At 33.7% G+C, this 12,319-nt stretch carries 9 protein-coding genes; 3 read left to right on the top strand and 6 right to left on the bottom strand.

Annotation, left to right across the window (positions count from 1 at the left end; all coding sequences use genetic code 11):
- The first annotated feature begins 228 nt into the window (after positions 1–228).
- Positions 229–1,566: a PhoH family protein gene (locus QYS48_RS01795; protein ID WP_308357283.1), complete on the top strand. Its 1,338-nt coding sequence runs from the start codon at positions 229–231 to the stop codon at positions 1,564–1,566.
- Positions 1,567–1,793: 227 nt separating this feature from the next.
- On the opposite strand, the gene QYS48_RS01790 is transcribed toward QYS48_RS01795, so the two are convergent.
- The 6 genes from QYS48_RS01790 to QYS48_RS01765 form a co-directional block, all read right to left on the bottom strand.
- Positions 1,794–2,681 carry a transglutaminase-like domain-containing protein gene (locus QYS48_RS01790; protein ID WP_308357282.1) on the bottom strand — a complete coding sequence of 296 codons (888 nt, stop codon included), beginning with the start codon at positions 2,679–2,681 and terminating at the stop codon, positions 1,794–1,796.
- 67 nt (positions 2,682–2,748) lie between these two features.
- Positions 2,749–3,555 (bottom strand): metallophosphoesterase family protein, encoded by an 807-nt coding sequence (locus QYS48_RS01785; RefSeq protein WP_308357281.1) that lies wholly within the window; start codon positions 3,553–3,555, stop codon positions 2,749–2,751.
- On the bottom strand, positions 3,552–4,937 hold the full coding sequence (locus QYS48_RS01780; protein WP_308357280.1) for a sodium:solute symporter: 1,386 nt from the start codon (positions 4,935–4,937) through the stop codon (positions 3,552–3,554). Before QYS48_RS01780 ends, QYS48_RS01785 begins: the two co-directional genes overlap by 4 nt.
- A 44-nt stretch (positions 4,938–4,981) precedes the next feature.
- Entirely contained in the window at positions 4,982–6,421 is a 1,440-nt protein-coding gene (locus tag QYS48_RS01775) for a SusD/RagB family nutrient-binding outer membrane lipoprotein (protein WP_308357279.1), read from the bottom strand.
- Positions 6,422–6,432: 11 nt separating this feature from the next.
- Positions 6,433–9,639, bottom strand: coding sequence for a SusC/RagA family TonB-linked outer membrane protein (locus QYS48_RS01770; RefSeq protein WP_308357278.1), 3,207 nt, complete (start codon positions 9,637–9,639; stop codon positions 6,433–6,435).
- Between the two features lie 65 nt (positions 9,640–9,704).
- Positions 9,705–10,397 (bottom strand): DUF2064 domain-containing protein, encoded by a 693-nt coding sequence (locus QYS48_RS01765; RefSeq protein WP_308357277.1) that lies wholly within the window; start codon positions 10,395–10,397, stop codon positions 9,705–9,707.
- 297 nt (positions 10,398–10,694) lie between these two features.
- Between QYS48_RS01765 and QYS48_RS01760 the strand changes: the two genes are divergently transcribed.
- Together QYS48_RS01760 and arsS are read left to right on the top strand one after the other, a co-directional pair.
- Positions 10,695–11,033, top strand: coding sequence for an arsenosugar biosynthesis-associated peroxidase-like protein (locus QYS48_RS01760; protein WP_308357276.1), 339 nt, complete (start codon positions 10,695–10,697; stop codon positions 11,031–11,033).
- Positions 11,034–11,037: 4 nt separating this feature from the next.
- Positions 11,038–12,093, top strand: coding sequence for an arsenosugar biosynthesis radical SAM (seleno)protein ArsS (gene arsS, locus QYS48_RS01755; RefSeq protein WP_308357275.1), 1,056 nt, complete (start codon positions 11,038–11,040; stop codon positions 12,091–12,093).
- The last annotated feature ends 226 nt before the right edge of the window (positions 12,094–12,319 follow it).

Below are 12,319 nucleotides of genomic sequence, written 5' to 3'. Positions count from 1 at the left end.
ACGGTTCTCTTCTATTTTTGGGTACAATTTCTACCATTTTATAGGTTTTATCATATCACCAAGAAGATATGCAAATCACCTTACTATAATTTAAGTAAAGTTAAAATGTTTTATTATAGATTGATATTCTGTTAGTTATAAATATTTTCTGAAGAAATGCTATTATTTATAGTTGTCGATTCTGAATATTTTATAAATTGATTGTGTATTTATTCAACTTTAAAATATATGGCGAAGGCTAAGAAAGAAAAGAAAGTATTTGTTCTAGATACTTCAGTTATAATTTACTCGCATGACTCAATAATGAATTTTGCTGAGCATGATGTAGCAATACCAATTACTGTTTTGGAGGAGCTCGATCAATTTAAAAAAGGCAACGATACCAAAAATTTTGAAGCTCGCGAGTTTATAAGAATGATTGATAAATTGGCCGATGGTCGTTCATTAAGTGATTGGATTCCGCTAAATGGAAAAAGTAAAGGGGTATTTAAAGTATTAATGCCTAGAAAAGAATCTAAAAATGATAATCCAATATTTTTAGAAGATATACCTGACCATAAAATTTTAGGTAGTGCAGTTCAATTGCAGGAAGAACTAAAAGATAAAACCATTATTTTAGTCACAAAGGACATTAATTTAAGATTAAAAGCTAAAAGTTGCGGTTTAAGATCTGAAGATTATCAAACTGGAAAAGTAAAGGATGTGAGTGATTTACATTCCGGTAAACAGCAAGTAGAAACAGTTTCTTCAGATACTATCAATCAACTATACGATACTTTTCATTGCGATCCCAAAGATGTTTTGGGAAAGAAAAAACCAATGAATAACACCTTTTACATTTTGAAGAGTAATAAGAGTTCTGCCTTAGGCTTTTATAATTCTGTTACAGATCAGATTGATAAAGTAGATAAAATCTCAGCTTACGGGATTAAACCTAAAAATGCGGAGCAAGCTTTTGCTATTCATGCTTTACTGAACCCTGAAATTAAATTGATGACTTTACAAGGAGTAGCAGGAACAGGTAAAACTTTAATTGCCTTAGCTTCTGCTTTAGAGCAAAGGAAAAATTTCAAACAGATTTACCTAGCAAGACCCATTGTTCCTTTGTCAAATAAGGATATTGGATATTTACCTGGTGATGTGAAATCAAAGCTGAATCCGTATATGGAACCACTATGGGATAATTTGAAGTATATTCAAAACCAGTACCAAGAGCATGAGCGAGAGTTTATCAATATAACCGATATGGTAAATAAAGAGAAATTGATGATTCAACCTTTAGCCTATATCAGAGGTAGAAGTTTATCAAACATCTACTTTATTGTGGATGAAGCACAAAATTTAACTCCTCATGAGGTGAAAACGATTATCACTAGGGCAGGGGAGAACACCAAGATCGTTTTTACGGGTGATGTAAATCAAATTGATACGCCTTATTTAGATTCACAGTCCAACGGATTGAGTTATTTAATTGATAAAGTGAAAGGCCACGAATTATATGCCCATGTTACACTAGAAAAAGGGGAACGGTCTGAATTGGCTAATTTAGCGAACGATGTTTTGTAATAAGGAAACCTGTCAGGTTTACATTTAATTATATGGATGAGGAAATAATAATTTTGCAATTCTAAATTGTAGAAACCTGACAGGTTTTAGCACGAGCATAAATGAGTGAAAAATTTAAAAATACCTACAGAATTGCATTTGTAAGAAGGTAATGACAGATATCAAAACCCTTGCAAAAATTAGGTTTGATTTATTATCGGTGTATTGACTTTGTACTCAAAGGGTCTTTACAATTCAGGATAGAAATCTTTTAATGAATGTGTATAATAGGATGTGTTAAGTCTAAATATTTTTTGAAAATAGGCAGGTTGTATCGCATCTTTTGAATAAAGTGTGAGACTTTTCTTATTTCCCACTACGCGGTCCCAAATACCAATCCCCCCTTGGTTTAAATTTACGGTGAAATAATAAAGGTAAGGGCCTATCCATTTAATATAGTCTTCTTTTGTAGTGGTTTTGTTTGGATTAATCAGATCAAAATCCAGCTTATTTTTAATTCTATATTGCAATTCAATAGCGTTTAACGGCTCTCCATTTACAGTGGGTATTACACCAAATTGAGGATCGAAATACATCCATTTTTTTAGGTCAGCTATATATACTTCATTTACAACGTGACCGCCACCTGATTGAATTTCACTTATGTCTTTGGTCATTAAACCGAGTCCTCTGACTTTAAAGCCAAGCGAAGCCAAACACTGTCTTGCAACAGTGCTATATTCAACACACCTAAATCTTTCTCCTTTTTCAGCTTGTTCCAATATATAAAGCGCATTATTATGCTCTGGAGTATTACAACAATCGTGTTCCCACCTGCCCTGAACCCAGCTTTGAACCGCTAATATTTTATCAAAATCAGTTTCAGCATCCTTTGTTAATGTGTCTAATTGATATTTATTTCTTAAAACTGTATAGAAAGAATCAGCGCTATGGTCAACATACTTAATGTCGAACTGATTCGTACTAAGCGTATCAAATGCTAAATGATACATAGTTTGATCTCTTGTTTCTTTACCCAGTGGAATCAAAACACCTAAACGTGGAGATAAATAGAAGGAAAAAGAAACAAGTGCAATGAATAAAACTAATAAGATTCTAAGGCTGATTTTAAGCATGATAGTTTGAAATGTATATTATACAATTGTAAAGTATAAGAATACCTTTGCTTTTCCAACATCTTAACTAGAAATGGATCATTTTGCCTTGCAAATTGGTTTCTGCCTCAGGTAAAATTTCACAATTATCCCATATGCCACTAAGCAAGGTTTTGGCATAGGCTTCTGGTAGCGAGTTTTCTACCATTAATTTATTGGTTTTTATATGATCATATTCCATTTGATGCGGTATTACATCATGTTTTTCATTTAATTCAATAAACCAAACGGAAGTTTGACCATCATTTGCAGGCATTCCTATTACTCCAGCATTCACCCATTTCATACTGTCTTTCTGATCGGTAAAAGGTAATCCACAATGCCCAGCTAAAATAATATCAGCATTTGTTGCTTTAAAGTGCCTTTCTTTTTCCTCCCATGGAGTTGATTTGAAAATAAAATCAGAAGTGCCAGTGTAGGAGCCATGCACCATCACTACTTTCTTACCGCCATAATGGAATGAAATATGTTCGGGTAATTCTTTCATCCAATTAATAGAATTTTCTGAAAGCTTTGATTGGGCATAGGGATACCATTGTCTTGAAAATACATCGCATCTACTCCCTTCATCAAAATCACATCCACAATCATCTTCTCCAGATGCTAATTGCAATTCTACATTACCCGCTATACAGTTTATTCCCCATTCTTTAACCAGCTGAACACATTCCTCGGGTTGAGCACAATAACCAGCCACATCACCAGTGCAAAAAATATTTTGTGATGAAATGTCTCTTGCATCTGCATATTCTTTTAAGCTTTCCAGTGCTTGTAGATTGCTGTAAACCCCACCAAAAACAATAATTTCACCCTTTATTTCACCTATATTTTTCATGATATTGTTTTAATACTTTCTACTTGATTTGATTTATTATTTGAAACGAGTATGGGAATTATATATCCTACAAAACATAAAATACTCCCCCAAATATTTGCTGACAGTAAATTAGCGTAAGGACCTTCAGTTAAGATCATTATTTTAGGAAATACATCGAATGCATGGATTAAACCTACTAATATCCCACTAAATATGGCTAAGTAAAATGATAATTTAGGGGCTTTCAAATACCATAATAAGAATATCGGAGCTAGACCTAAAACCATGGTACCGGAAATAGTTGTAGCTGAAAGAATTGTTGGCTTTAAAAAAATGGGAATTGTACCCAAAACTGCTAAAATCACCATGACTATCCTTCCCATTTTAACCGTTGGTACCTTTTGAAGTTTTAAATCAATAATGCTAAGTTTTGAAAATGATGAAAAAGCAGAATCTAGAGTTGATGCAGCTGAAGTAACCATGATAAAATTGAGCATAAACATACTTCCTACACCTAAATATTTACCAACTTCTACTGCTGCTTGCCCTTTCAAACCTTTAAATTGAGCAAAAATACCTATTAACGAAAATAGAGTAATACATACAAAACCTATGATTGCAGCTGCAATAAAGCTTCTTAAAGTTTGCTTGGGAGGGCTAATAAATCCTCGGTCTGTCATAACAGAATCGTGGAAAGGGTAGCTGAAAATTTGTAAAAAGGCAACTAATAAAAGACCAAGGCCACCAGCAAAATTCCATTCTCCAGTTCTTACATAGTTGCTTATGTTTTGGGATTCATCTGTCATAATTAACTTAAGTAAAACAAACAGTAAAATTCCAAAGAACACCATCTGAATAGCATCAGTTAAAAGTGAACTTCTTAATCCCCCTTTTAAAGTATAGGCTAATGTTAACGCAGTAAAAACTATTATAGCAAGGTAATAAGGTTGGCTTCCCATTTCTCCAAAATAGCTACCAATTACCATGGTGTTTGACCATACCTCATTGAATAAACGGATGGCAATTAATACGGAAAAAATCAAAACTGCATTAGAACCAAATTTCGACCTTAAGAAATGATGAATGCTATTAAAATTACCTTTCGTTCTGAGTTTATATATTATTATTCCAGCAACTATAAAGGATAAATAATAAGTAGCATACGCAATACCGCCCACCATTCCATATTCGAGTCCTAGATTAGCGGCATTAGTTATTGACTTAGCAAATATCCAAGAGATCACCAAGCTGCTAGTGAGCATAATGATATTGGGCTGCTTTCCTTTTACAGACAATGCACTAAAAAATTCAGATGGTTTTTTTGAAAAGGGAGCTAGAAAGAAAAACAGGAGGCTGCTTACGATTATCAGCCCCCATTGATAGATTTCAATATCTTGCATAAACACAAAACTAATAGTATTAATGAATGAATATGAATTTTGTACTAATCAATGTCCCACCATGTTCTTTGATTAATGTCATTAGATGGATTACCACTTGTTTTTTCTAACTGTTCTTGATTTAATGTGACTTCATTGCTAGGGTAAGGCATTCTAACTGGGATTATATTGTTATTAAAACTGGCTGTAACCGTTTTTAGCTCTGGATAGCCCGTTCTTTTCCATTCTATCCAACCTTCATAACCATTAATAATATTGGCTAACCATTTTTGTTCAATTATTTGTTGTAATGGATCATTTCCATTTTCACCAAAAGCGGTATTTCCAGTAGTAAAAATATCATCTGGTAAATTGGTGTGCCAGTATTCATAAGCTTGTGAAACTGCGGTTTCATATAATGCTTTAGCATCTGCACTGATATAACCTTTATAAGCTGCCTCAGCTAATAAAAAATGGGTTTCCCAGCTGGTCATGAAATTAGCATCTAACTGACTTGTATTCGTTCTGAATATACTGCCACTTAAAGAATAGTCAGCTACTGAAATCGAAATTTGAGATGCATCTGGACCGTTTCTTAAACCATTGAATTCTCCTGAATTTACTGCGGGCCTGAATAATATTTCAGCTCTAGGATCATCATATTTCTCCAATATCTCTTGCATGGTTTCAGACATGATAAATAGATTATAATCACCCTCTCGTAAAGTAGCCATTCTAAAATTATTAGGTCTTCCATCAGTGAAATCGAAAGTTGCATTCATAGTGTTATCACTAATAAAATCTCCTTCTGTAAAAATCCTTTGTAGGTCCTCACTGATATTTACCTGATCTGAAATTCTCATTAATGCTTTTATTCGAAGTGAATTAGCAAATTGAATCCATGCATTTAAATCACCCTCAAATAAAATATCTCCTCCTAAAGTAAGATTACCATCATAGTTTTTGATGGACTGAATTCCCCTCTCCAGATTATCAAGAATTCCATTTTCTCCTAAATAGATTTCTTGTTGGTCATCGAACTTTGGTGTTACATTTCCTTCTTGACCATTTAAGGCTTCAGTATAAGGAACATTTCCAAATATATCAGTTAATGCAGCAGTCATATAAGCTTTCATGATCAAAGCAGGACCTTCATAAACTTTAAATGTCTCTGAACTTTCTGCTATTCGAATTATTTGTTCATTGTCTAACAGATTTTTGTAAATGATTGGCCATGGGTTTCCACCTAGTTGTGGGTTTTTAAGACCATGTCTATCAAATAAATTGAAATCAATCGCAGTCATATACTGCCCCAATAAATTCCCTGCAACAAAACCTTCATATGACATTTGTTCTCCGTAATCATATATTACTTGACGCAATAATAATTCTGGTTGAATGTTAACAGGAGCGTTTGGATTAGTGTTGATTTCCTGAAAATCATCAGTACAAGCACCCATTAAAAGAAAAACTGGGAAAAGGATATATAGTCTAATATTTTTCATCTTGCCTTTGATTAAAAGTTAAGGGATATTTTAATGCCATAGCTTCTGCTGCTCGCATACGACATGTCTTCCACGCCACTTACAAAATTATTGCCCTGAATGGCTAATTGTTCTGGATCGAAGTGTGGGATTTCACTCCAAGCCCATAAATTTCTTCCTACTAAGGAAAGGCTTAATTGAGCTTCAGAGGATTTAAATTGAGGGAAATCGTAGCCTATTGAGAGTTGTCTTAGCTTTAAATAACTAGCATTATAAGTATTATTCTCCTCATGATTTCTATCATAATATTGTCGGTAATAACTTTCTGGACTAATGGCTGTAGTATTAGGTTCGTACACAGGATTCTCTTCAGTTCCAACATTTACAACCCCTTCAGCAACAATGTTTTGATCTCGATTTATGGTCTCAATCAACTGACCTCCAACTCCACCTAAAGCTAAAGTCCTAGAAACTAAAGTTCCGCCTTGACGCCAATCCAATAAAAAGCTACCATTGAAATTTTTATATTGAAAATCATTTGAGATTCCCAGTATGAAATCAGGATTATAATTCCCTAACTTTTGAAGTGTATTGTCAGCAATGAAATTTCCATTTTCATCTAAAATAAATTGACCGTCTTCTGTTTTTAAATAGCCTGTTCCATACATATCACCTAATCTGCCACCCTCTTCAACCTGATACCAAACGGTTTGATTATCACTGTCATATATTCTAGAATAGGCGAGTGTTAAGCGATCTACTTGATCGGGTAATTCTTCAACAATTGAAACATTTCTACTGAAGTTAAATATTGTATTCCAATTAAAATCAGAGCTTCTATAGGCTTGTAATCCTGCTATGATTTCTATTCCTTGGCTTCTGACTTTACTTCCGTTTACAATTTGCTGATTATAACCAGAGCTTACAGGTACTGGTAAGGCTATGATTTGATTTTCGGTTAAGGTATTGTAATATGTGAAATCAAACCTCAATTTATCTTGCCAGAAGCGGATATCAGTTCCGAATTCTAAAGAAGTATTTCTTTCCGGTAACAGATTTGAATTCGGGATTGTACTCTGGCTACTAAATGCAGGTTGTCCCATGTAGGGAGTTGTTGAATTATAAATGCCCGCTGTTTGGTATGGATTTGTATCATTACCTACTTGAGCCCAGCTTCCTCTCAGCTGTAAAAATGAAATTAAATTTGGCAAATCATACAAATAAGAAGGTATAAAGCTTGTGGATATAGAGGGATAGAAAAATGAAGTGTTTTCAACTGATTCTGGTGTTGCTAATGCGCTTGACCAATCATTCCTAGCTGTAATTTCGGTAAACAAATAATTTGACCAGCTTAATTTTGCTACTCCAAAAATACTATTGATTCTTTTTTGAGCTTCAAAATCATCAATTTCTACCGGTATTGCAGAATTAGATAATTTAAAAATACCCGCCTGTGCTAATGATAAAGCTTGAGCTTGCTGTGTAATGGCTAATTGATCAAGGCGATTAGTTCCTATTGAAAAATCAAGTCCTAATAATCCGAAATTGTCATTGTAATTTATAATTGCATCAGTATTTATTTCTCTGTAAAAAACATCATGCTCGGCATAGGCTCCATTTTTAAAACGATTGGTACTAAATGCTCTTTTAAATTTTCTTAATTCATCGGAATAATCCATGCCACTTCTTATCATTAAGCTAAGCTTAGAGTTGAATTGATATTGAGCTGAAATATTTCCAAATATTCTATCTCTATTAAAGGAGTTAGTGTTTTCATACAAGGTGAAAAAAGGATTGTCAAAATATGTGTAATTAAAGGAATACTGCTGAATGTCTTCTAGTCCAGGTTGCCAATAATCTCTTAAAGCATTTACATCCAAAGATCGAGGTCCCCATGCAACAATTGAGTAGTTTACATTTTCTGAACCATATCCATTTGAGGGTCTATTATCGCTAGATGAGTTACTGTATTGAAAATGGCTATTGACTTTCAGTTTATCTGTAGGATTAAAACCTACATTCGCCCTTAAGGTTTTACGATCTAAGTTTACTCCAGGGATTATAGATTGATCTCTTAAGTCTGTAAAGGAGAGTCTGTAATTTCCATTTTCTATGCTGTTGCTGATCGCAATATTTTGAATGGAAGTGTAACCCGTCTGATAGAAATCTTTCAGATTGTCAGGATAAGCAATCATTTCAGTAGGAGTAATAGGCGTTCCACCGTGTACGGCCACATCTCCACCTCTAACCACTTGCCCATTTGGTAGAGTCACGGGGCTATCAAATTGAGGAGTTATATATCCATTATTTAATTTTGGTCCCCAACTATATGAGATTACATCATTTACTCCACCACCTAGGCCATCTCCGAATGCGAATTCACCAGAATTGCCTTGACCATATTCATTTTGAAATTGAGGGAGCTGAAAAGCTTCTTTCAAAAAAAAGCTACTATTAATACTTAAACCAAGCCCTGAAGTGTTCTTTCCAGATTTTGTAGTAATTATGATCACACCATTCGAAGCTCTTGTTCCATATAAGGCTGCAGCAGCTGGTCCTTTCAATACATTAACACTTTCAATATCATCAGGGTTAATATCCATCGCCCCATTACCGAAATCAATTTCTTGAAATCCTTCTGCTAAGTCAGTAGTGTTATTAACAATGGTATTATTGTTAATAGGAGTGCCATCTACAATGAAAAGTGGATTGTTATTCGTGAAGGATGCTTCTCCTCTTATGTTAATTTTTGAAGTGGATCCTACCCCAGTTACTCCGCTACTTACGGTTACACCAGCAATTCTTCCTGCTAGATTATCCGTGAAATTTGGAGTGTTTACATTTGATACTTGCTTGTTATCTAGTTTCTGGACTGGATACCCGAGATTTTTAGTCTGCCGTTCAAATCCTAGTGCAGTTACTACCACCTCAGATAGTTCTAAAGCATTTTCTTTTAAATAAATGGTTAGGTCCTTATTGTAATCATTGATATTGATTTCCTTTTGCTCATAGCCTATGAAACTGAATACAATCGTTTTGATGTCATTCTTTATTGCTAGTGAGAATGAGCCATCCAGACTTGAGGTAGTCCCTTGATTACTGTTTTTTAAATAAATATTTACTCCTGGAATGGGTTCTTTTGTATTTTGATCAAAAACGCTACCGCTTACTATTTTTTCTTGAGCAAACAAGGAGGTGTACAGGCAGCATAATATCGCTACCAATAAAATTCTTTTCATTTTAGTTTTGGTTTAAAATGAGAAAATGATTCTCATATTGATTAATAAGTTTTTTATAGCTGAAATTAAGCTAATTGAGGAGGAGCTCTAAAACCAAATGAGAGGATAGAAATTGATCTTAAGAGATCTATTTTTAAGGGGAGGTAAATTTGTTTAAATACCTTTAGAATTATAGAAATTAGTTGATGGAAATGACTTAATGTAATGTCAAATTTAGGTAGAAATTCAAATAAGTCCTCTAATTGGTCTATATCAATTAAAGGATTTAGCCATTCTATATCTGAATCTACTTTTTTCCAGCTTTGTTGTAAGTCTTCTGTTTGCCATGCTAAGTTTAAGAACTCTGCTTCACAAAAATTACTTTTATTGATGCCAATTAAATAAACGCCTCCATCATGAGCTGGGCCTAAAATTGTTTTTTCAGTAGTCTCAAGTATTGACTTTGCTTTATGAATATGTCTGTAATTTAGGCCCGGACTATCAATTCCGATAATGATTAGATTATCATATCCTTTTTCAAAAGAGGTTTTAATCGCATGAGTAATTCTAGCTCCAAAATTTTCGCCTTTCTGCTTTTTACTATCAAAATTTAAAACAGGGAGATTTATTCTATGAGCAGTTTGATGAGTCTGATCTTTTAAATACTGAATCAATTTTACTGCCTTAGTTGCACTCTTCTCAGAAAGATAGCCTTTTGCCTTGGCCTCTTCATGCGCACTTCTGTTGAATAATAGTATGGCAGTTTTTTTCGTCATCATGTAAATTTGTCCTCTATGAACGATATAGAATCCAAACTGGATTTTAGAAATTATATTTATTCAGCATTCAAACTAATTTAGTTGAAACAGATTAATTGATTTGTCATCTAACAGTCATAATTGGAATTAGTTAGCCTTCAATGCCAGATAGTGATTAATAATTATGATATTAGTCATTAAAATTGAATTATGATATTGATTTAAATGTAAATAATAGGCATCTGCTAAATAAGAAATGCCGTAAGTAAGCATTCAATCAGTTTAAACAAATTAGTACTAAAAAATATTATTAAGATTATGAGCAATAAGAATTATTACAATTCAGATGATTTAAGAAAATTTGGAAATATAAGTGAGTTTTCACCCGAATTAGGAAAGAAGTTCTTCGATTATTATGGAGAAGTATTTAAAGAAGGTGAACTTACGGAAAGAGAGAAAGCGTTAATTGCATTAGCAGTTTCTCATGCAGTGCAGTGTCCTTATTGTATTGATGCCTACACATCAGGTTCACTAGAAAAAGGGGCTACGGAAGCCCAAATGATGGAAGCAGTTCATGTGGCTTCTGCAATCCGTGGTGGAGCATCCCTCGTACATGGAGTACAAATGATGAATAAAACCAAAGAACTTTTAATGTAATTTTATGACTTTAGCTACCCTTAAGAGAAGACAACACTTATTATCCTATGCTAAGAAACAACTTGATTTCTTAAATCAACCGAAAGAAAATGGTGAATACTTCACTTCTTTTGAAAGCAAGTTGAATGAAACAGGCCTTGACCCTTTAAAGCCTACTAAGATTGACATCTTTCAGGTAAATGTGGGTTATATGTGTAATCTTACCTGTGGGCATTGTCATGTTGATGCTGGACCTGATCGAAAAGAAATCATGACAAGAGAAACTATGCAGCAATGCATAGATGCTATTAAAGATACTGACATATCTACAGTAGATTTAACCGGAGGTGCTCCAGAAATGAATCCTGATTTTAGATGGTTTGTGGAAGAATTATCTAAAATTAATAAGAAGGTGATTGTAAGATCTAATCTTACCATTTTTCTGGCTAACCCAAAATATAATGATTTACCAGAGTTTTTTGCAAAGCATAAGGTAGAAGTAGTTTGTTCGATGCCTCATTTCACTCGCTTAAGAACGGATTCTCAAAGAGGAGATGGAGTTTTCGATAAATCTATTAAAGCATTGCAAATGTTAAATGAAGTAGGTTATGGTAAAGAGGGGACAGGATTGATGTTGCATTTGGTCCATAATCCTAGTGGAGCCTTCATGCCGGGAAGTCAAGAATCATTACAAAAGGAATTTAAGAAAAAGCTGTTTGATGCTTTTGGTATCATTTTTAACGAATTGTATGCCATTACCAATCTCCCTATTAGTAGATATTTAGATTATTTGATCAATAGTGGAAATTACGAGCAATACATGCAGAAACTAATTGATAGCTATAATCCGATGGCTGCCGCTAATGTGATGTGTAGAAATACAATATCGATAAGTTGGGATGGATATTTGTATGATTGCGATTTTAATCAAATGCTTGAAATGAAATTAAAGGATGAAAACCTTCAACATATCAGTGAATTCGATCTTAATAAATTAGAATCTCGAGAGATATTAGTAAATCAACATTGTTTTGGTTGTACTGCTGGAAGTGGTTCTAGCTGTGGAGGCGCTACATCCTAAAAAATTACTATAATAGATTGATTATAACCGATTTATCTCATAAATCGGTTATTTTTTGCTAGTGAGACAATGAAATGTCTCTTATACCAGCCTTATTCGATTGAAAATTCCGCAGATGTTTAACTTTTGTGTAATATTCAGAATAAATTACTGAACAAAACGATTTATTTTTCCACAATACCATAAATAGTTCTTGAAATTTATGGGTCCTTATTAATTAGTTTTA

This window comes from Marivirga arenosa, from assembly GCF_030503895.2.
In the GTDB taxonomy this organism is placed as follows: Bacteria; Bacteroidota; Bacteroidia; order Cytophagales; family Cyclobacteriaceae; genus Marivirga; species Marivirga arenosa.
Note: the sequence above shows the minus strand (reverse complement) of the source record. Positions and strands in the feature narration are given on the sequence as shown.

Coding starts and splice junctions, on each gene's coding strand:
- QYS48_RS01795 (WP_308357283.1), top strand. CDS start 229: ATGGCGAAGGCTAAGAAAGAAAAGAAAGTATTTGTTCTAGATACTTCA.
- QYS48_RS01790 (WP_308357282.1), bottom strand. CDS start 2,681: ATGCTTAAAATCAGCCTTAGAATCTTATTAGTTTTATTCATTGCACTT.
- QYS48_RS01785 (WP_308357281.1), bottom strand. CDS start 3,555: ATGAAAAATATAGGTGAAATAAAGGGTGAAATTATTGTTTTTGGTGGG.
- QYS48_RS01780 (WP_308357280.1), bottom strand. CDS start 4,937: ATGCAAGATATTGAAATCTATCAATGGGGGCTGATAATCGTAAGCAGC.
- QYS48_RS01775 (WP_308357279.1), bottom strand. CDS start 6,421: ATGAAAAATATTAGACTATATATCCTTTTCCCAGTTTTTCTTTTAATG.
- QYS48_RS01770 (WP_308357278.1), bottom strand. CDS start 9,639: ATGAAAAGAATTTTATTGGTAGCGATATTATGCTGCCTGTACACCTCC.
- QYS48_RS01765 (WP_308357277.1), bottom strand. CDS start 10,397: ATGATGACGAAAAAAACTGCCATACTATTATTCAACAGAAGTGCGCAT.
- QYS48_RS01760 (WP_308357276.1), top strand. CDS start 10,695: ATGAGCAATAAGAATTATTACAATTCAGATGATTTAAGAAAATTTGGA.
- arsS (WP_308357275.1), top strand. CDS start 11,038: ATGACTTTAGCTACCCTTAAGAGAAGACAACACTTATTATCCTATGCT.